Annotated in this window: 15 protein-coding genes; 11 read left to right on the top strand and 4 right to left on the bottom strand. The window is 70.4% G+C overall.

The features are described 5' to 3' along the window. The first annotated feature begins 21 nt into the window (after positions 1–21). The 6 genes from ligA (at position 22) to gatB (ending at position 8,513) form a co-directional block, all read left to right on the top strand. Positions 22–2,265, top strand: coding sequence for an NAD-dependent DNA ligase LigA (gene ligA / locus KDK95_RS10950; protein ID WP_212517969.1), 2,244 nt, complete (start codon positions 22–24; stop codon positions 2,263–2,265). 194 nt (positions 2,266–2,459) lie between these two features. Beyond that, the gene (locus tag KDK95_RS36820) at positions 2,460–4,559 is read left to right on the top strand and encodes a putative bifunctional diguanylate cyclase/phosphodiesterase (RefSeq protein ID WP_212517968.1); all 2,100 of its coding nucleotides are present in this window, start codon (positions 2,460–2,462) and stop codon (positions 4,557–4,559) included. A 221-nt stretch (positions 4,560–4,780) separates the two neighbouring features. Next, positions 4,781–5,089 carry an Asp-tRNA(Asn)/Glu-tRNA(Gln) amidotransferase subunit GatC gene (gene gatC / locus KDK95_RS10940; RefSeq protein WP_212517967.1) on the top strand — a complete coding sequence of 103 codons (309 nt, stop codon included), beginning with the start codon at positions 4,781–4,783 and terminating at the stop codon, positions 5,087–5,089. A gap of 5 nt (positions 5,090–5,094) precedes the next feature. Continuing rightward, complete coding sequence (gene gatA, locus KDK95_RS10935; protein ID WP_212517966.1) at positions 5,095–6,597, top strand: Asp-tRNA(Asn)/Glu-tRNA(Gln) amidotransferase subunit GatA; 1,503 nt, start codon at positions 5,095–5,097, stop codon at positions 6,595–6,597. Positions 6,598–6,667: 70 nt separating this feature from the next. After that, positions 6,668–6,931, top strand: coding sequence for a hypothetical protein (locus KDK95_RS10930; protein WP_212517965.1), 264 nt, complete (start codon positions 6,668–6,670; stop codon positions 6,929–6,931). Positions 6,932–6,959: 28 nt separating this feature from the next. Then, positions 6,960–8,513 carry an Asp-tRNA(Asn)/Glu-tRNA(Gln) amidotransferase subunit GatB gene (gene gatB, locus KDK95_RS10925; protein ID WP_212517964.1) on the top strand — a complete coding sequence of 518 codons (1,554 nt, stop codon included), beginning with the start codon at positions 6,960–6,962 and terminating at the stop codon, positions 8,511–8,513. Here gatB and KDK95_RS10920 read toward each other — a convergent pair. The 4 genes from KDK95_RS10920 to KDK95_RS10905 are packed head-to-tail and all read right to left on the bottom strand — an operon-like array spanning position 8,440 to position 11,828. After that, on the bottom strand, positions 8,440–9,447 hold the full coding sequence (locus KDK95_RS10920) for a hypothetical protein (RefSeq protein ID WP_212517963.1): 1,008 nt from the start codon (positions 9,445–9,447) through the stop codon (positions 8,440–8,442). The two genes, gatB and KDK95_RS10920, sit on opposite strands and share 74 nt — an antisense overlap. Further along, the gene (locus KDK95_RS10915; RefSeq protein ID WP_212517962.1) at positions 9,440–10,222 is read right to left on the bottom strand and encodes a hypothetical protein; all 783 of its coding nucleotides are present in this window, start codon (positions 10,220–10,222) and stop codon (positions 9,440–9,442) included. The genes KDK95_RS10920 and KDK95_RS10915 overlap by 8 nt, the downstream gene beginning before the upstream one ends. After that, complete coding sequence (locus KDK95_RS10910; RefSeq protein ID WP_212517961.1) at positions 10,222–10,893, bottom strand: hypothetical protein; 672 nt, start codon at positions 10,891–10,893, stop codon at positions 10,222–10,224. Before KDK95_RS10910 ends, KDK95_RS10915 begins: the two co-directional genes overlap by 1 nt. Before the next feature lie 17 nt (positions 10,894–10,910). Continuing rightward, a complete protein-coding gene (locus tag KDK95_RS10905; protein ID WP_212517960.1) occupies positions 10,911–11,828 on the bottom strand; it encodes a hypothetical protein in 918 nt (305 codons plus the stop codon). Between the two features lie 263 nt (positions 11,829–12,091). Here KDK95_RS10905 and KDK95_RS35725 point away from each other — a divergent pair, with 263 nt between their 5' ends. The 5 genes from KDK95_RS35725 to KDK95_RS10880 all read left to right on the top strand — a co-directional run bounded on the left by KDK95_RS35725 (position 12,092) and on the right by KDK95_RS10880 (position 19,708). Beyond that, complete coding sequence (locus KDK95_RS35725; RefSeq protein ID WP_212517959.1) at positions 12,092–14,140, top strand: diguanylate cyclase domain-containing protein; 2,049 nt, start codon at positions 12,092–12,094, stop codon at positions 14,138–14,140. 213 nt (positions 14,141–14,353) lie between these two features. Further along, a complete protein-coding gene (locus KDK95_RS10895) occupies positions 14,354–16,117 on the top strand; it encodes an acetolactate synthase large subunit (RefSeq protein WP_212517958.1) in 1,764 nt (587 codons plus the stop codon). Between the two features lie 76 nt (positions 16,118–16,193). After that, positions 16,194–16,736: an acetolactate synthase small subunit gene (ilvN, locus tag KDK95_RS10890; RefSeq protein ID WP_212517957.1), complete on the top strand. Its 543-nt coding sequence runs from the start codon at positions 16,194–16,196 to the stop codon at positions 16,734–16,736. A 60-nt stretch (positions 16,737–16,796) separates the two neighbouring features. Next, on the top strand, positions 16,797–17,798 hold the full coding sequence (gene ilvC / locus KDK95_RS10885; protein WP_212517956.1) for a ketol-acid reductoisomerase: 1,002 nt from the start codon (positions 16,797–16,799) through the stop codon (positions 17,796–17,798). Positions 17,799–17,956: 158 nt separating this feature from the next. Beyond that, positions 17,957–19,708 carry an ABC transporter family substrate-binding protein gene (locus tag KDK95_RS10880; RefSeq protein WP_212517955.1) on the top strand — a complete coding sequence of 584 codons (1,752 nt, stop codon included), beginning with the start codon at positions 17,957–17,959 and terminating at the stop codon, positions 19,706–19,708. The last annotated feature ends 65 nt before the right edge of the window (positions 19,709–19,773 follow it).

Genomic DNA, 19,773 nt, shown 5'->3' with positions numbered 1-19,773 from the left:
GCAGGCGGTAGCTTGTTGTCCATGGCAGAACCGCGCAGCACGCTCACGACCAGCGATCCCGCCGTCGCCGCCGTCGACGAATCCGCCGCCAGGGCGGCGCACCGCCATGCCGAGCTGGCCGGCACGATCGACGAGGCGCGCTTCCGCTACCACGTGCTCGACCGGCCGACGATGGCCGACGGCGAGTACGACACGCTGATGCGCGAGCTGCAGGCGATCGAGGAGGAGCACCCGGAGCTGCGCACTCCGGACTCGCCCACGCAGAAGGTCGGCGCGGAGCTGTCCACCGACTTCGCCTCCGTCGAGCACCTGGAGCGGATGCTCTCGCTGGCCAACGCCTTCAACGCCGAGGACATGGCGGCGTGGAACGAGCGCGTGGCCAAGGAGGTCGGGCAGGCCCCGGCGTACCTGTGCGAGCTCAAGGTGGACGGCCTGGCCATCGCGCTGGTCTACGAGCACGGCCGGCTGATCCGCGGAGTGACCCGCGGCGACGGGCGCACCGGCGAGGACGTGACCGGGAACGTGCGCACGATCAAGGGCATCCCGGGCACGCTCAAGGGCTCCGCGGACTGCCCGGTGCCCGAGCTGGTCGAGGTGCGCGGCGAGATCTACTTCCCCTCGGCCCAGTTCGAGGAGTTCAACGCCTGGTCGATGGAGCACGAGGGCCGCTCCTACGCGAATCCGCGCAACACGGCGGCCGGCTCGCTGCGGCAGAAGGATCCCCGGGTGACCGCGCAGCGCCCGCTGCGGATGGTGGTGCACGGGATCGGTGCCCGCCGCGGCTTCGCCGTGACCTCGCAGTCGCACGCGTACGAGCTGCTGAAGGCCTGGGGCCTGCCCACCTCGGACCGGGTCAAGGTCGTCGACTCGCTCGACGCCGTGCTCGACTACATCGCCTACTACGGCAAGCACCGGCACGACGTCGAGCACGAGATCGACGGCGTCGTGGTGAAGGTCGACGATTTCGCGCTGCAGGGCCGCCTCGGCGCGACGTCGAAGGACCCGCGCTGGGCGATCGCCTACAAGTACCCGCCGGAGGAGGTCACCACCAAGCTCCTGGACATCCGGGTGCAGGTCGGGCGCACCGGCCGGGTGACGCCGTACGCGGTGATGGAGCCGGTCCTGGTCGCCGGCTCGGTGGTCGCGCAGGCCACGCTGCACAACCAGGACGTGGTCAAGCGCAAGGGCGTGCTGATCGGCGACACGATCGTGCTGCGCAAGGCGGGCGACGTGATCCCCGAGGTCGTCGGCCCGGTCGTGGAGCTGCGCACCGGCGAGGAGCGCGAATTCGTGATGCCCGCCGAATGCCCGGCCTGCGGCACGCCGATCGCCCCGCAGAAGGAGGGCGACATCGACCTGCGCTGCCCGAACGCGCGCAGCTGCCCGGGCCAGCTCAAGGAGCGCATCGCCTACCTCGCCGGCCGCAGCGCCCTGGACATCGAGGCGCTGGGCTACGAGGCGGCGGTCGCGCTGACCCAGCCGGACGGCGGCGAGGCGCCGGTGCGCATCGACGGCGACATCTTCGACCTGACGCTGGAGCAGCTGGCGTCGCCTCAGATGTACCAGCAGGCCAGGGGCAAGGAGGCGGTCGAGGGCGCACGCGAGCTGGTGCCGTACTTCTACACGAAGGGGACCCGGAGCAAGGCGTCCAACGCGCTGGAAGGCTCGGTGCCGACCAAGACCACCCTGCAGCTGCTCGAGCAGATCGAGGTGGCCAAGACCAAGGAGCTGTGGCGCTTCCTGGTCGCGCTCTCCATCCGGCACGTCGGCCCGAGCGCGGCCCGCGAGCTGGCGCGCGTGTTCCGCTCCCTGGAGGCGATCCGGGACGCGTCGGCCGAGGAGCTGGCCGCGGTCGAGGGCGTCGGGCCGACGATCGCCAACGCGGTCGTCGAGTGGTTCGGCGTCGACTGGCACCGGGAGATCGTCGAGCGCTGGCTCGCCGCCGGGGTGCGCCCGAGCGTGCCGGTGCAGGACGAGAACGCGCCGCAGCCGCTCACCGGGCTCACCGTGGTGATCACCGGAACGCTTTCCGGATTCACCAGGGACGGCGCCAAGGAGGCGGCTCAGGCGGCCGGCGCGAAGGTCGCCGGATCCGTATCGAAGAAGACCTCTTACGTGATCGTCGGGGAGAATCCCGGCAGCAAGGCGGACAAGGCCGAGCAGCTCGGCGTTCCGGTGCTTGACGAGGACGGATTCCGCGCGCTGCTGGCCGGGGAATCGGTTCAGCCGGCGGAGTTCGAAGAATCTGCTGACGCGGACTCATAAAAGACTAAGATCATCTGAGGGATCGTCACGATCCGGCCAAACTTCCCCGCGATATCGCGCTTTGCGAATACCCTGGAGCCTCACGCGCTCGCGGCGCCTTCACGGCGCACCGCCGGTGCCGTCGGGCGCATCGGCTGTCAGGGGTACCGAACCGGACCGGCTCACGATCAACGCGGGAAGAAGTGGTGGCTCAGATGGCTCGTTGGCGAGCGTTCTGGTCCGATCCGACGCTCCGTGCTCGCGCCTACCTCGCCGCAGTCATCAGCGCCGGATTCTTCGCCCTTCTCGGCGCCGCCGTCACCAAGCTCGACCACGTCACCGTCCAGCACTCCAGGATGCACGTGCCGCCCGCGGTGATGTGGCTGCTGGTGGCGCTGGTCGTGCTCGGCGAGGCGCGCCCGGTGCTCTCCCGGCGCGGAACCGACGGCGCCAGCCTGGGCCTCGCCTTCGGCGCCGCGATCTTCGCCGTGGACTGCTGGCAGGACGCCGTGTTCGCGCAGGCGCTCGCGATGGTGTTCTCCGAGGTCGGCCGACGGCACGGCTGGTCCAGGCTGTCGTTCAACGTGGCGCAGCAGTCGGTCTCGTACGCCGTGGGCGGTCTGCTCTTCTACACCCTGGCGGACGGGGGCACGGCCATCGCCCGTCTCTCGAACGTGCTCGGGCCGGCCCGGGTGGCCTCGCTGATGCTCGCGGCCTCCGTCGTGGTCGTCGTCAACCACGTGCTCGTCTGGCTCTGCGTCACCGCCGTGCGCGGCGTGCCCTTCGGACTTCAGCTGCACCGCGACGGCTGGCGCCAGACGCGCGCCTCGGCCGCGATGGTCTGCCTCGGGCCGCTGGTCGTCGGCGCGACGGTCTACCGCGCCTGGCTGCTGCTGTGCCTGCTGCCCGCGATCTACGTCGTGCACGGCAGCAGCACCGAGCGCTGGGAGCGCGAGTGGGAGTCCAAGCACGACCTGCTCACCGGCCTGCCGAACAGCAGGCAGCTGCGCGCCGAGGGGGACCGGGCGCTCGAGGAGGCCGCGCGCACCCGCGGAAACGCCGCGGTCCTGCTGCTGGACCTCGACCGCTTCAAGGACGTCAACGACACCCTCGGCCACCTGACGGGCGATCAGCTGCTGCGGGTGGTCGCGAGCCGGCTCTCCGCCTGCGTCGGCAGCCAGGGCACGCTGGCCCGGTGGAGCGGCGACGAGTTCGTCGTGCTGCTGCCCCGGGTGCGCAGCGGCCAGGACGCGTTCGCCGCGGCGCACCGGATCGCGGAGTGCTTCACGATCCCGTTCCAGCTCGAGCAGTACACGCTGGATCTGGAGTGCTCGATCGGCGTCGCCGAGTACCCGCGCGACGCCGAGGACTTCGAGGAGCTGCTGCAGCGCGCGGACGTCGCGATGTACCAGGCCAAGCGCTCGCGGGCGGGCATCTCCGGCTACGAGGCCGAGCGCGACCAGAACACCCCGGACCGGCTCGCGCTGCTCGGCGACCTGCGCCGCGCGCTGGCCGGCGGCGAGATCCAGCTGCACTACCAGCCGAAGGTCTCCTTCGCGGCGGGCCAGGTGGTCGGCTTCGAGGGGCTGGTGCGCTGGAACCACGCGACCCGCGGCCCGGTGAACCCGGAGGAGTTCGTCCAGCTCGCCGAGCAGACCGGCCTGATGTCCACGCTGACCTCGTACGTCGTCGAGCGGGCGCTGGCCCAGGCGGCGGTCTGGTGGCGCTCGGGCCTGTCCGTGCCGATCGCGGTGAACGTCTCGATGCGCGACATCCACGCCCCCAACTTCGTCGCCTCGATCCAGGAGGGCCTGGAGAAGCACGGCGTCCCGGCCGAGGCGCTCCAGCTCGAGATCACCGAGCGCGTGCTGCTGCAGGACCCGCAGCGCGCCAAGGCCACGCTCGAACGGCTCGACGCCCTCGGCGTGAACCTCTCGCTGGACGACTTCGGCACCGGCTACTCCTCGCTGGTGCTGCTGCGCAGCGTGCCGGTGCGCGAGATCAAGATCGACAAGTCCTTCGTGGCCCGCCTGGCGCACGACGCCGAGGACGCGGCGATCGTGCGCTCCACGGTCGACCTGGCGCACTCGCTCGGCCTGAAGGTCGTGGCCGAGGGCGTCGAGGACGAGATCACCTGGCAGCGGCTCGCCGAGCTCGGCTGCGACGTGGCGCAGGGCTGGCTGCTCGCCAAGGCGCTGCCCGCGCACGAGGCGACCGCCTGGCTCAACCGCAGGGCCCTGTCGGCGCCGCCCGGGCGCGCCGCCGCGCTCGCCGCGCCGCGCCCGCGTCCCCCGGTGCGCACGACCCGCCCCTGAGCGGCGCCCCTGTCGGCGCCGCCCGGACGCGCCGCCGCGCTCGCCGCGCCGCGCCCGCGTCCCCCGGTGCGCACGACCCGCCCCTGAGCGGCGCGCGCCCCGGGGGCGCCGGTCGACGCCGTGGAAATCGGGGAACGGGGTGCCGCCCGCCGCCGATAGGATGGAGCGGTCCGAGTGCGCGCTGGGTCGGCAGGCCCGCTAGAGCAGAGAAGGCAGGACCGATGTCCGCGATCACCCGCGAGGAGGTGGCCCACCTCGCCCGGCTGTCCCGGCTGGAGCTGAGCGAGGCCGAACTCGACCACTTCGCCGAGCAGCTCGACGCGATCGTCGGCGCCGTCGCCCGCGTCAGCGAGCTGCCGACCGAGGATGTGCCGCCGACCTCGCACGCGCTGCCGATGACGAACGTCTTCCGCCAGGACGTGGTGCGCCCCGCGGGCACGCCGATCCTGGACCGCGCCGAGGTGCTCGCCCAGGCCCCGGCCGCCGAGGACGACCGCTTCCGGGTTCCGCGCATCCTCGGGGAGGACTGATCACGATGACGGATCTGACGAAGCGGACCGCCGCCGAGACCGCCGCCGCGATCGCGAACGGGGAGGTCTCCGCCGTCGAGGTCGCCGAGGCGCACCTGGACCGGATCGCCAAGGTCGACGACCGGATCAACGCGTTCCTGCACGTGGACGCCGAGGGCGCGCTCGCCGCCGCCCGCGCCGTGGACGCCAAGCGCGCCGCGGGGGAGAAGCTCGGCCCGCTGGCCGGCGTCCCGCTCGCGCTCAAGGACCTGTTCACCACCCGCGGCATCCCGACCACCTGCGGCTCGAAGATCCTCGAGGGCTGGCTCCCGCCCTACGACGCGACCGTCACCCGCCGGCTGCGCGAGGCCGACGTGGTCATCCTGGGCAAGTCGAACATGGACGAGTTCGCGATGGGCTCCTCCACCGAGAACTCGGCCTACGGCCCGACCCGCAACCCCTGGGACCTGGACCGGATCCCGGGCGGCTCCGGCGGCGGCTCGGCCGCGGCGCTGGCCAGCTTCCAGGCCCCGCTCGCCATCGGCACCGACACCGGCGGCTCGATCCGCCAGCCCGGCGCGGTCACCGGGACCGTCGGCGTGAAGCCGACGTACGGCGGCGTATCGCGCTACGGCATGGTCGCCTTCTCCTCCTCGCTCGACCAGGGCGGGCCCTGCGCGCGCACCGTGCTGGACGCGGCGCTGCTGCACGAGGCCATCGCCGGCTACGACATGCTCGACTCCACCTCGATCGACGCGCCGGTCCCGGCCGTCGTCGAGGCCGCGAAGCTGGGCGCGACCCAGGGCATCAAGGGCCTGCGCGTCGGCGTCGTCAAGCAGTTCGCCGGCGAGGGCTACCAGGCGGGCGTGGTGCAGCGCTTCCAGGAGAGCGTGGAACTGCTGCGCGCCCTCGGCGCCGAGATCGTCGAGATCGACTGCCCGTCCTTCGACTTCGCGCTGCCGGCCTACTACCTGATCGCGCCGAGCGAGTGCTCCTCGAACCTGGCCAGGTTCGACGCCATGCGCTACGGCCTGCGCGTCGGGGACGACGGCGCCCACAGCGCCGAGGAGGTCACCGCGCTCACCCGCGAGGCCGGCTTCGGCGCCGAGGTCAAGCGCCGCATCATGCTCGGCACGTACGCGCTCAGCTCCGGCTACTACGACGCGTACTACGGCCAGGCGCAGAAGGTGCGGACCTTGATCATCCGCGACTTCGAGGCCGCGTTCACTCAGGTGGACGTGCTCGTCTCGCCGACCACGCCGACCACCGCGTTCAAGATCGGCGAGCGCGCGGACGACCCGATGGCGATGTACCTCGCGGACCTGTGCACCATCCCGACCAACCTGGCCGGCAACGCGGGCATGTCGCTGCCCTGCGGCCTCGCCCCGGAGGACGGCCTGCCCGTCGGCCTGCAGATCCTCGCCCCCGCGATGGCCGACGACCGGCTCTACCGCGTGGGCGCGGCGCTCGAGGCCGCGTTGCTGGAACAGTGGGGTCGTCCGATCCTGGACCTGGCCCCGGCGCTCTAGCCGGGCGTCGCGACCGCGCGCACGAGACGGATGGAGTGAGCCCGAGATGGCAAAGAAGGAACGTCCCCCCGTGAAGGTTCCCAAGGGCAGGATCGGCCGGCTGGTCTTCGCCGGCGGCCAGGTCGCCGCGGCGCTCGCCGCCCTGCGCGCGATCAAGGACGCCCGCAGCAAGGGCGACAAGCTCGCGCTGCTGCACGGTGTGCTCACCGGCGCCGTCGTCGCGGTGACCGCCGTCGTCGCCCTGCGCACCGTGCGCGAGCAGTCCGCCGAGTCCGACGTCGCCGACGGGGAGCTCGTCGAGCCCAAGGCCCTGACCTCCGGGTCGAAGTCGTAGCAGAAGCGTTGAAGGAGCTGAACTTCCTATGAGCACCGCGACCACCGACGAGCTCATGGACCTCGACGAGGCGCTGGCGCGCTTCGACCCGGTCATGGGCCTCGAGGTGCATGTCGAGCTGGGCACGAGCACGAAGATGTTCTGCTCGTGCCCGACCGAGTTCGGCGCCGAGCCCAACACGCAGGTGTGCCCGACCTGCCTGGGGCTGCCCGGGGCGCTGCCGGTGGTCAACGCGGTCGCGGTGGAGTCGGCGATCCGGATCGGCCTCGCGCTCAACTGCTCGATCGCCGAGTGGTGCCGGTTCGCGCGGAAGAACTACTTCTACCCGGACATGCCGAAGAACTTCCAGACCTCGCAGTACGACGAGCCGATCGCGTACGACGGCTACCTGGACGTCGAGGTGGAGGGCCGCAGCTTCCGGATCGGCATCGAGCGGGCGCACATGGAGGAGGACACCGGCAAGTCCACCCACGTGGGCGGCGCGACCGGCCGGATCCACGGCGCCGACTACTCGCTGGTCGACTACAACCGGGCCGGCATCCCGCTGATCGAGATCGTCACCAAGCCGATCGTCGGCGTCCCCGGGCACCTGGCCCCGGCGGTGGCCCGCGCGTACGTCGCGGAGCTGCGGGAGCTGATCGTCGCGCTCGGCGTCTCCGAGGCGCGGATGGAGCGCGGCCAGATGCGCTGCGACGTGAACCTCTCGCTCAAGCCGGCCGGCGCGGAGAAGTTCGGCACGCGCTCCGAGACGAAGAACGTCAACTCGCTGCGCTCGGTGGAGCGCGCCGCGCGCTTCGAGATCCAGCGGCACGCCGCGGTGCTCGCCTCCGGCGGCACGATCGTGCAGGAGACCCGGCACTTCCACGAGGACAAGGGCACCACGACCTCGGGCCGGGTGAAGGAGGAGGCGGAGGACTACCGCTACTTCCCCGAGCCCGACCTGGTTCCGGTCGCCCCGTCGCGCGAGTGGGTCGAGCAGCTGCGGGCCACGCTGCCCGAGCTGCCCGGCGCCCGGCGCAAGCGGCTAGCGCAGGACTGGGCCATCTCGGACTTCGACATGCAGTCGGTGGTCAACGCCGGCGCGCTCGACGTCATCGAGGCCACGGTTGCGGCGGGCTCCGACCCGGCCTCGGCGCGCAAGTGGTGGCTCGGCGAGCTGGCGCGCACCGCCAACGAGCGCGCCGTGGAACTGGCCGAGCTCCCGATCACCCCGGCCCACGTCGCGCGCATCGTCGAGCTGGTCTCCGCCGGCGAGCTCAGCGACAAGCTGGCCCGCCAGGTCATCGAGGGCGTGCTCGCGGGCGAGGGCGACCCGGACGCCGTGGTCGCCAAGCGCGGCCTGAAGGTCGTCTCGGACGACGGCGCGCTGCTGACCGCCATCGACGAGGCGATCGCCGCGAACCCGGCCGTGGCCGAGAAGATCCGCGGCGGCAACCACAAGGCCGCGGGCGTCATCGTCGGCGCGGTCATGAAGGCCACCCGCGTTTCCCGCGCCTTTCGCCTCCGGGCTACTCCAGCAGTTCCGTCTGCAGGCTGGCCTCCTGCTGGAACGGAGCGAGTCCGACCGAGGTCGGGGCCGTGAACACGATCTCGAACGCGATGTCGCCCAGCGCGAGCTGGCCGTACCACGTAGCCGTGCCGCCCTTGACGACGCGCGAGTAGGTGACCTCCGCGGTCGAGTTGACCTCGAAGCTCTTGATGTCGTTGCCGTCCGCGCTCATCGCCGTGCCGCCGTCGAAGTTCGTCAGCGCCGTGGTCGCATCCGACTCCGCGGTGTTGTCGATGAACTGGACGAGCCAGATCTTCGTCTCGGCGCCGTCAGGGGTCTTCCACGCGATCCCGGCCGTGTGCCGCCAGCCGTCGGCCTCCAGCTGCTTGGCCGCGTCGCCGCCGCCGAACAGCGTGACCGTGTCGGCTCGCGAGACCCACCCGGCCGTGCCCGGCAGCGAATAGTCGCGCGTGGCGCCCGCGGGAGGCGAGAGAAGCAGCTTCCTGATGTCGGACAGGTGCTGGCTGCCGCTGTTCGCGGTACTGGTCGGATCGACCTGACCGGGGGCGAGTGTGGGCAGCGTCAGCGTCGCGAAGTCGTACCGCCCGTCCGGCGCGGTCTGGAGCCCCGGAAGATCGGTCCGCTTCGGCGCCATCACCGCGAACGCGCACCCGGTCCCCACGGCCAGCGCCGTCACCACGGCCGCCGCCCACCGCCACGGGAACCGACGCTTCGCCTTCCCCGGCACGGCTACGCCGCCGTCACCGAGCCCGGCCGCCACCCCGGCGAACTGCCCGTCGATCTCGGCGGCCAACTGCTCGAACGTCGGCATCACGGCAGGCGCGGCCGCTTCCGGCTCCGCGGCGGCCTCCAGCGGCGCAAACCCCGGCTCGGTCTCGGCGACGTCGTCGACCTGAGGGACCTCAGCCTCGGTCTCAGGGACCTCGGCGACCGCAGTGGTCTCGGCCACCTCATCCACGACCTCGATCGCGGCCTCGGATTCCACGTCCGTCTCCCGCTCACTCATTCTGATCCCCCTGGTCCGCCGAGGACGCCGTGAGCGTCTGGGTCGACTTCAGCCGGTTCAGCTGCTGGGTGAGCATCTGCACCGTCGTGTTCTGATCCAGCGGCACCGTGCCCTCGGCCTGGACCACGACCTCGATGTCGCCGTAGGCGGCGATGCAGAGCATGGCGTCGAGGGTGTCGCTGCCGAGGCCGGGCGGCAGGGCGCAGCTGGCCGACGGGTATCCGGGCACTGACGGACCCTGCCGCCAGCCGAAGCCGTTCACCAGCAGGCGCAGCGCCTTCTGGTCCGAGCTCGCCAGCTTCGGGTCCAGCTGCAGCAGCTGGAAATCGATCTGCAGCGTGTCGTTCCCGTTCGCCATGGAGCGCACGGCGATGCCCTGCAGGTGCAGGTTGGTGAGCGTGCTCTGGGTGCTGCTGAGGTCCGACTTCGGCACGTCGAGCAGCGAGTTCTGCAGCTCGGTGTCGATCTGGCTGCCGCTGACGTAGTCGTTGTTGCCGACGAGGCCGACGTCCGGGCCCGGGCTCCAGTCGCCGGGCATCGGCAGCAGGTACGCGAACAGCGAGCCGTAGTGCGAGCCGTCGGAGCGGGCGCCGGCGGTAACGGGGGCACGCAGCTTGGCGAGCTGCGCGGCGTCGGCCGCCTGGATCGCCGAGATCTGCTGTGCCCGGTCGGATTCGCGGTTGTGCACCACGTAGGCGCCGGCTCCGGCGCCTATCGCGACGGACGCGAGTGCGCCGACGACGGCGAGGATCGGCTTGGCCGCGTTCTTCGGCATCACAGCCTCCCCATCTGCTGCGTGATCACGTCGTCGATCAGCGACGTGGACGGGACCGTGCTCGGCGAGGACACCCAGAAGTCCAGCAGGAGGTCGCCGTGCACGGCGCTGGCGTATCTGTCGTTCTCGTCGTACTTGTCGTAGTACTCGCCCCCGGACCCTTCGATGCCGGCAGGCAGCGAGAAGGAGCCGTCGGCGTTCGAGTAGCCGAGGGCGGCGTTGCGCGCATTTTTCGATTCGCCCGCGGCGTAGCGGGTGATGCGGATCTCGTAGTGGTAGCCGTTCCGCTCCCAGTTGGTGTCGGCGATGGCGACGACGCCGTTGCTCAGGGCGTTGCTGAAGCAGTTCACCGCGCTGTCGCACAGGTCGGCGTTCTGCTCGATGTCGATCGACTCGTGGTCCCACAGGTTCGCGTCCGTGGTCGCGCCGGCCGGCGTCGGCAGCAGCAGCTTGACCAGGCTGCCGTCGGTCAGCGCCGCGTCGTCCTGGGACGACGGCAGCATCGCCGGGGCAGCGCCCTGATACACGGCGGTCGGCAGGTAGGCCGGCTGGGTCTGGGCGAGCGGCGGCGGCGGCGTGGCCGGCCGGGCGGCCTGGACGGCGTAGCCGGTTCCGACACCGCCGATCACGCCGACGGCGACGGCCGCGCCCAGCAGAGTGGTGGTACGCAAGTGTTTTCCCCTCCCGCTTAGCCGTGAGCCAGGCGCGCGTGCTCGGCGCTGATGACCTGGCCGAGATCCTGGGCCGGAATCACCGACTGGCCGTAGATCGTGACCTGGAAGAACGTGTCGCCTTCGCGGTACGCGCCGACGAGCTCGTAGTAGCCCGCCTTCGCGTAGCTCCAGCCGACCGCGCCGGACTCGCCGGAGACGGAGATGCTCTGGTAGCCGTTGCCGGAGAAGCTGAAGTCGCTCAGCCACTGCGAGGCGCCGCCCGATCCGTCGAACTGCAGCAGTTCGATGTCGACGTTCGCGCTCATCGTCGTGTCCTGGTACGTCCGCTCGCAGGCGGTCTTGAATCCCATCTGCTGCAGCGAGCTCTTGACCTGGGACTGGTCGGTGTACGTGGAGATCACGTCGTCGATCGTCTGCGTCGTGCCGTCCGGATCGCCCTGCACCGAGCTCGCGCCCTGCGGCGGGGTGAGCAGGAAGTAGCGCAGGTCCCCGCTGTGGATTCCGTCGCTGACCGAGCCGGTGACGGTGGACTTCGGCGTGGCGGCGGCGGTGGTCGCCGCGGCACTGGGCGACGGCGCGGTACTCGCGCTCGCGCTCGCGCTCTTGCTCGCGTGCGCGCCCGCGGCCGCGGAGGCCGAAGCGGTGGGCGATGCCGTGGCCGCGTACGCCGACGCGTTGACGGCGGTGACGTCCACTGCCGCGGGGGACTTGTCGGCGATGACGCCGAAGGCGGTGCCGGCCGCCAGAACGACGTATCCGACCCCGAGCGCGACGGCCCATCCGGCCCGTCGCGCGGGCTTGTTTCCGACGCTTGTCGGTATCTCAGAGTACTCCTGCGGCATCGCCGCCGAGACCGCCGGATCGCCCTCGATCCCGGCGCCGGCGAAGGATTGCGCGCCCCCGTCGTCCGGGTCCGGTTCTTGCTCGGACACGGTCTCCCCTCCCTCGTTATGTGTGCTGTAGGCCCCCGTGACTCAGGAGGGCCAGCTATGTCTACACCCCCTAAGGCCCCTTCCGTCACGTGGTTTAGACAACGATTGGATCTCCCGGTGATCGGCGTCGCGCGAACGGCGCCGACGCTGCGCTCCATACTTCGCCGCAGTCACTCACAAGGCCCCGTCCGCCTTTGCCATTTCCGGGCTACGCTGCCGAATCCTCACCGGAGGCGTCCGGCCTATCGCGTAGAGTGACGGCCGTGCCAGTCAACCAGATCCGCCGCCGCGCGGTGCTCGCCGTCGCCGCGGTGATCCTCGCCACCGGGGTCTTCGTGCTGGGCGCCGTCGTGCACTGGGGCGCCGGGGGCGGGGCGCACGCCAGCCGCACGGTCTCCGACCTGATGGGCGACTTCGGCCTGGCGGCCGCCGCCGTGCTGGCCGCCGCCTCCAGCCTTCGCAGGGCCCTGCAACTGCACGGCCGCTGGCGCGCCTCCTGGCTGCTGTTCGCCGGCTCCGCGCTGGTCGCCGGCTTCGGCAACGCGGTGTGGGGCTGGTACGAGCTGGTGCTGCGCACCTCGCCGCCGTTCCCCTCCGTGGCGGACTGGGCCTTCCTGTGCTTCGCGCCGTTCGCCATAGCCGGCACGCTCGCCCACCAGCGCGGCCTCGGCGGCGCGCTGGCCTGGACCCGGCTGTGCCTGGACGGGCTGCTGATCGGCGGCGCGCTGTTCAGCGCGGGGTGGGGGATCGCGTTGTCCAGGGACGCCTTCAGCGACGGGCACTCGCCGGTCAAGGTGGCCTTCGAGCTCGGCTATCCGGTCTTCGACATCATGCTCGTCAGCCTCGTGCTCTCGCTGCGCACCCGCGGCCGCGGCCGGGACGGCGCGTCGATGGCGATACTGGTGGCCGGATACACCGTCATCGTGGTCTTCGACGGGCTCTGGACGATGCCCGGCATCCGCGAGCACTACACGTCCGGCGAGCTGATGGACTCGGGCTGGTTCTTCGGCTACCTGCTGCTCGCCATCGCGCCGTGGGTATCGGTATGGATCGAGGCTTGCGCCCGGCCGGACGAGCAGCGCGAGTGGGTCGTGCGCCTCGACGCGGGAACCAAGCGCGTCCTCGGCGTGATCGGCCTCGGCTTCCCCTACCTCGCCGGATCCACCTGCCTCGCGGTGATCCTGGCCGACGGGCTGCGCGGCTCGCACCGCATCCACCCGGTCCCGCTGTGCACGGCCTGCGGCGTGCTGGCCGCGCTCGCCGCCCGGCAGGCCGTCACCATCGTCGAGAACTACCGGCTCACCCAGCAGCTGCGGCTGCGCGAGAACCACTTCCGCTCGCTCGTGCAGGGCGCCAGCGAGGTCATCATGACCCTGGAACGCCCCGGGCGGCTCGGCTACATCTCACCCGCCGTACGCGGCGTGCTCGGCTACGAGCCGCAGCAGCTGATCGGCAGTTCGCTCTACGACCTGATCCACGCCGAGGACCGACGCCACGTCATCGACACCGTCGACGGATTCCTCGCCGGCGTCTCGCCCGCCGCCCTCGTCGAGTGCCGGATGCGCGCCTCCCGCGCGCTGCCGCTGCCCGCCGCGGGGGAGAGCGCGCAATCGATCTGGCGCCACGCCGAGGCGACCATCACCCGGCACTACGGCGGCCTCGTGTTCACGATCCGGGACATCAGCGACCGCGTGGCGCTGCGGAACCAGTTGGCGCACAGCGCGTACCACGACGCGCTCACCGGCCTGCCGAACCGCGCGATGTTCACCGAGCGGCTCGAACAGGCCGTCGGCCGATGCGCCGAATCCGATCAGCCGCCCGCGGTCATCTTCCTGGACCTGGACTGGTTCAAGGAGGTCAACGACGCGCAGGGGCACGCGGCCGGCGACGCGCTGCTCGTGGAGGCGGCGGCCCGGCTGCGCGCGGCCGTGCGGCCCGGCGACGTGGTGGCCCGCTTCGGCGGCGACGAGTTCGCCGCGCTGGTCCGGGAGGACCGGGAGGGCACCGCGGCGCGCGAGGTCGCCGGGCGGCTGCACGAGGCCCTCACCCGACCGTATGAACTCGCCTCGGGCCGCTTCGTCGTCGGCGCGTCCGTCGGCGTCGCGCACTGGCGGCCCGGGACCAGCATCGCGCAGCTGCTCCGGCAGGCGGATCTGGCCATGTACGAGGCGAAAGCCGAGGGCAAGGGCCGGGTCGTGGTGCGCGAGCGGGCCGCCCTGACCCCGGTGCGGATCGGCCTTCCCGAGGTGCCGACCGTACCCGGGGTGAGAATCGCCCGTCCGCATGCCGAGACTCCCGGCGGGGAAACTTGACGGCACGGGGCCTGCCGGGAGTACTGTTCGAGCCATGCAGATCCCCTCCGCGCGCAAGCGCGAGCTCGTACTTGGCCAGCGCGCCGGCTGAAGCCCTCCAGGGCCACACGCCAGCGCGCTTCCCTCGGTTGCCCTTTTAGGGCCCGGGGGTTTTTTGTTGGCCGAAGACAGCTTTTCCGGGGCCCGCCCGGACCGAAACCGAGAGAAGTCACCATGACGGAGCAGGGCAGCAGCCACCGCGCGACGATGCTGACCGGAGCCCAGGCCCTCATCCGCGCCCTCGAGGAACTCGGCGTGGACACCGTGTTCGGCATCCCGGGCGGCGCCATCCTTCCGGCCTACGACCCGATGCTGGACTCGAAGAAGCTGCGCCACATCCTGGTGCGCCACGAGCAGGGCGCCGGGCACGCCGCCACCGGGTACGCGCAGGTCACCGGGAAGGTCGGGGTGTGCATCGCCACCTCGGGCCCGGGCGCGACCAACCTGGTCACCCCGATCGCCGACGCCTACATGGACTCGGTGCCGATGGTCGCCATCACCGGCCAGGTCGCCTCCGGGCTGATCGGCACGGACGGCTTCCAGGAGGCAGACATCTGCGGCATCACGATGCCGGTGACCAAGCACAACTTCCTGATCACCCGCGCCGAGGACATCCCGCGCGCGGTGGCCGAGGCCTTCCACATCGCCGCCACCGGCCGGCCGGGACCGGTGCTGGTGGACATCGCCAAGGACGCCCTGCAGGCGACCGCGCCCTTCCACTGGCCGGTCGAGCTGAACCTGCCGGGCTACCGGCCGGTCTCCAAGCCGCACGGCAAGCAGATCCGCGAGGCCGCCCGGCTGATCGCGCAGTCCAAGCGGCCGGTGCTCTACGTCGGCGGCGGCGTGCTCAAGGCCCGCGCCACCGACGAGCTGCTGGCGCTGGCCGAGCTGACCGGCGCCCCCGTGGTCACCACTCTGATGGCCCGCGGCGCGTTCCCGGACAGCCACAGGCTGCACCTGGGCATGCCCGGCATGCACGGCTCGGTGGCCGCGGTCACCGCCCTGCAGAAGTCGGACCTGATCGTGGCCCTGGGCGCCCGCTTCGACGACCGCGTCACCGGCAAGCTCTCCTCCTTCGCGCCCGACGCCAAGGTCGTGCACGCCGACATCGACCCGGCCGAGATCTCCAAGAACCGCGCCGCCGACGTGCCGATCGTGGGCGACTGCCGCGAGGTGCTGACCGAGCTGGCCGCCGCCGTGCGCGCCGAGCAGCAGGCCGGCCGCACGGGCGACTACAGCGCCTGGTGGGAGCTGCTGGAGGACTGGCGCACCCGCTACCCGCTGGGCTACGAGACCGTCCCCGGCGAGCTGGCCCCGCAGTACGTGATCGAGCGGATCGGCAAGCTGTCCGGTCCCGACACGATCTTCACCACCGGCGTGGGCCAGCACCAGATGTGGGCCGCGCAGTTCATCTCCTACGAGAAGCCGAACACGTTCCTGAACTCCGGCGGCGCCGGGACGATGGGCTACGGCGTGCCGGCCGCGATGGGCGCCAAGGCCGGGCAGCCCGACACGACGGTGTGGTGCATCGACGGCGACGGCTGCTTCCAGATGACCAATCAGGAACTGGCCACCTGCGCGCTGAACAACATCCCGATCAAGATCGCGGTCATCAACAACGGCGCCCTGGGCATGGTCCGGCAGTGGCAGACGCTGTTCTACGACCAGCGCTACTCCAACACGACCCTGCACTCCCGGCGTATCCCGGACTTCGTGAAGCTCGCCGAGGCCTATGGTTGTGTCGGGCTGCGGTGCGAGAGCCCGGACCAGGTCGACTCGGTGATCGAGAAGGCCATGGCCATCAACGACGCGCCCGTGGTCATCGACTTCGTGGTGCACCAGGACGCGATGGTCTGGCCGATGGTCCCGGCCGGGCTGTCCAACGACGAGATCCTGGCCGCGCGCGACCAGCGTCCCGACTTCGACGAGGTCGAATGATGGTTCACAGTGACGAGAGCGAGTGACCCGACTGATGCCATCAAGACTTCTGCAGGTGAGAGGGAGTGACTGAGTGATGTCCACCTTGGCCCCGAGCCAGACGCACACGCTGTCCGTGCTCGTCGAGAACCGTCCCGGCGTGCTCGCCCGGGTCTCCGCGCTGTTCTCCCGGCGCGGCTTCAACATCGAGTCCCTCGCCGTCGGCCCGACGGAGCACAAGGAGATCTCCCGGATCACCCTCGTGGTCAACGTCGAGGACCACCCCCTGGAGCAGGTCACCAAGCAGCTCAACAAGCTGGTCAACGTGCTGAAGATCGTGGAGCTGGAACCCGCCTCCTGCGTCCGGCGCGAACTGATCCTGGTCAAGGTGCGGGCGGACGCGACCGAGCGGCAGCACGTGCTGGCCACGCTCGAGCCCTTCGGCGCCCGGGTGGTGGACGTCGCCGTGGACAGCCTCGTGATCGAGGCGACCGGCGAGACCGCCAAGCTGGAGGCGCTGCTGCGGGTGCTCGAGCCCTTCGGCATCAAGGAACTGGTGCAGTCGGGCCTGCTGGCCGTCGGCCGCGGCTCGCGCTCCATCACCGACCGTTCGCTGCGCGCCGTCGAGCGCGCCGCCTGAGCACTGTACCTACGGGGCGCGCGTCGACCCGTACACACACGAGAAGGAACACGGAAAATCATGGCAGTGGAGATGTTCTACGACGACGACGCCGACCTCTCGGTCATCCAGGGGCGTAAGGTCGCCGTCCTCGGCTACGGCTCGCAGGGCCACGCGCACGCGCTGAGCCTGCGCGACTCGGGCGTGGACGTGCGCGTGGGCCTCAAGGCGGACTCGAAGTCGCGCGCGAAGGCCGAGGAGCAGGGCCTGCGCGTGGTGACCCCCTTCGAGGCGTGCGCCGAGGCGGACGTCATCATGGTGCTGGTGCCGGACCCGGTCCAGCGCGCGGTCTACGAGGAGGCCATCGCCCCGAACCTCAAGGACGGCGACGCGATCTTCTTCGGCCACGCGCTGAACATCCACTTCGAGCTGATCAAGCCCCCGGCGAACATCGACGTGGCCATGGTCGCGCCGAAGGGCCCCGGCCACCTGGTGCGCCGCCAGTTCGCCGACGGCTTCGGCGTTCCCTGCCTGATCGCGGTCGCCCAGGACGCCACCGGCAAGGCGCAGGACCTGGCGCTGTCCTACGCGAAGGGCATCGGCGGCACCCGGGCCGGCGTCATCAAGACCACGTTCAAGGACGAGGTCGAGACCGACCTGTTCGGCGAGCAGGTCGTGCTCTGCGGCGGCGTCGAGGAGCTGATCAAGGCCGGCTTCGAGACGCTGACCGAGGCCGGCTACGAGCCGGAGATCGCCTACTTCGAGTGCCTGCACGAGCTCAAGCTGATCGTGGACCTGATCTACGAGGGCGGCCTGACCAAGATGAACTGGTCGGTCTCCGAGACCGCCGAGTGGGGCGGCTACAAGTCGGGCCCGCGCATCATCACGCCGGAGACCAAGGCGGAGATGAAGAAGATCCTCTCCGAGATCCAGTCCGGCCAGTTCGTCCGCGAGTGGATCGCCGAGTACGACGGCGGCCTGGTCGAGTACAAGAAGCTCTACGACGCCACCACCAACCACCCGATCGAGGTGGTCGGCAAGAAGCTGCGCGGCCTGATGTCCTGGGTCGACAGCGAGGCATAATTCTCCGCCGAATGAATGAAGGCCCTGTCCGCGAGGACAGGGCCTTCATTCATTCGGCCCCATTATCGCGCGTCGCCCGACATAACGTCCTAGTTTGTGACTAGTTGTCGGGTGAGATGACCCGTGGAACGCATGCCTAGGGTCCTGGAGGAGCGCGCATGTCCCAGAAGGAAAGGCGGCCGCGTCGCAGGCGCCGGCTCGTCGTAGCACTGGCGGGGATCACCGGTCTCGCCGTACTGGCGGCGTGCAGCGGGTCAAGCAGCAGCGGCGGCAGCGGCAGCTCGAGTACGTCCATCTCCGGCACCTCGGCCGCAGACACGTACAACAGCGGGACTCCCAAGCAGGGCGGCTCGCTGACCTGGACCATCGAGAAGACGATGGACAACTGGAACCTGCTGTCCGCGGACGGCAACACCTTCGACTACGGCCAGATCATCAACGCGCTGACCCCGTCGACGTTCATCTTCAATCCCTCGTACTCGGTCACCATGAACTCGGACCTGCTGGTCAGCGCCACCGAGACGAGCACCAGCCCGCAGACGGTCGTCTACAAGATCCAGCCGAACGCGGTCTGGTCGGACGGCACCGAGATCAACGCGGACGACTTCGTCTACAACTGGGAGGTGCAGAACGGCTCGAACGCCAACATCGCGGCCGCCTCCACCACCGGCTACCAGAACATCGAGTCCGTGACCGGCTCGGACAACGGAAAGACCGTCACCACGGTCTACAAGACGCCGTTCTCCGACTGGAAGTCGCTGTTCACCACCATGTACCCGGCGCACATCGCCAAGGAGCACGGCGACAACCTGGCCTCGTTCAACTGGTTCCAGACGAACCCGCTGCCGGTCTCCGGCGGCCCGTTCGTGGTCTCCAGCGTCTCCTCCGACCACACGTCGGTGATCCTCACGTCCAACCCGAAGTACTACGGCAAGAAGCCGTACCTGGACAAGGTCACCTTCCGGGCCATCACCGACTCCTCGCAGGAGCCGACGGCGCTGCAGAACAAGGAGGTCGACGGCATCTATCCGCAGCCGCAGACCAACCTGGTCACGCAGCTGAAGAACATGGGCTCCACGATCCGCTACCAGATCGACGCGGGCCTCGGCTTCGAGCACATCGACTTCAACCTGAAGAACGCCGCGCTCGGCAACGCCACCTGGGGCAACGCGCTACGCACCGCGATGTTCACGGCCACGGACCGCAACGCGATCCTGAACAAGACCATCAAGCAGTTCCAGTCCTCGGCCGTGCCGCTCAACAGCCGCATGCTGGTGCCCGGTCAGACCGGCTACCAGGACAACGTCACCAAGTACGGGCTGGGCGAGGGCAACGCCTCGTCCGCCGAGTCGATCCTGACCAAGGCCGGCTTCAAGAACGTCGGCGCCGGCAAGGGCGGCCTCGAGGCCCCCGACGGCACCAAGATCCCGACCTTCCAGATGAAGTACACGGTCGGCAACCAGATCCGCCTGGACACCTGCACGCTGTTCGCGGCGGAGATGGCGAACCTCGGCATCACGGTGGCGGTCTCGCCGACGAGCAACCTGGGCGCGACGCTCTCGCAGTCCAGCGGCTACAGCTACGACATCGTCGACTTCGCCTGGGTCAACACCCCGTTCCCGGCGTCGGCGAACCAGCCGCTGTACTCCACCGGAGGCGGCGGCAACTACGGCGGCTACTCGAACAAGAACGTCGACGCGTGGCTGGCCGCCGCGACCGAGACGAGCAACCAGTCCACCCAGATCACGAACCTCAACCAGGCGGACGCGCAGATCAGCAAGGACGCGTACACGCTGCCGCTCTACCAGAAGCCGACGCTCATCGCCTTCTACCCGAACCTGGTGAACGTCCGCGACAACGTGACCTCGATGGGCCCGACGTACAACATCGGGCAGTGGGGCATGTCCTGACGCGGTGACAGCCGTCCTGCGGGGCGCGTGCGCGGTCGCAAGCCCCGCGCCCTGCAGGACCTCCA

It is taken from the genome of Actinospica acidithermotolerans (assembly GCF_018139625.1).
GTDB classification, from domain to species: domain Bacteria; phylum Actinomycetota; class Actinomycetes; order Streptomycetales; family Catenulisporaceae; genus Actinospica; species Actinospica acidithermotolerans.
Note: the sequence above shows the minus strand (reverse complement) of the source record. Positions and strands in the feature narration are given on the sequence as shown.

Excerpts from the sequence above, each read along its gene's own strand:
- KDK95_RS36820 (WP_212517968.1), top strand. The coding sequence starts at position 2,460 with ATGGCTCGTTGGCGAGCGTTCTGGTCCGATCCGACGCTCCGTGCTCGC.
- ilvC (WP_212517956.1), top strand. The coding sequence starts at position 16,797 with ATGGCAGTGGAGATGTTCTACGACGACGACGCCGACCTCTCGGTCATC.
- ilvN (WP_212517957.1), top strand. The coding sequence starts at position 16,194 with ATGTCCACCTTGGCCCCGAGCCAGACGCACACGCTGTCCGTGCTCGTC.
- KDK95_RS10915 (WP_212517962.1), bottom strand. The coding sequence starts at position 10,222 with ATGCCGAAGAACGCGGCCAAGCCGATCCTCGCCGTCGTCGGCGCACTC.
- gatC (WP_212517967.1), top strand. The coding sequence starts at position 4,781 with ATGTCCGCGATCACCCGCGAGGAGGTGGCCCACCTCGCCCGGCTGTCC.
- gatA (WP_212517966.1), top strand. The coding sequence starts at position 5,095 with ATGACGGATCTGACGAAGCGGACCGCCGCCGAGACCGCCGCCGCGATC.
- ligA (WP_212517969.1), top strand. The coding sequence starts at position 22 with ATGGCAGAACCGCGCAGCACGCTCACGACCAGCGATCCCGCCGTCGCC.
- KDK95_RS10880 (WP_212517955.1), top strand. The coding sequence starts at position 17,957 with ATGTCCCAGAAGGAAAGGCGGCCGCGTCGCAGGCGCCGGCTCGTCGTA.
- KDK95_RS10895 (WP_212517958.1), top strand. The coding sequence starts at position 14,354 with ATGACGGAGCAGGGCAGCAGCCACCGCGCGACGATGCTGACCGGAGCC.
- KDK95_RS10920 (WP_212517963.1), bottom strand. The coding sequence starts at position 9,447 with ATGAGTGAGCGGGAGACGGACGTGGAATCCGAGGCCGCGATCGAGGTC.
- gatB (WP_212517964.1), top strand. The coding sequence starts at position 6,960 with ATGAGCACCGCGACCACCGACGAGCTCATGGACCTCGACGAGGCGCTG.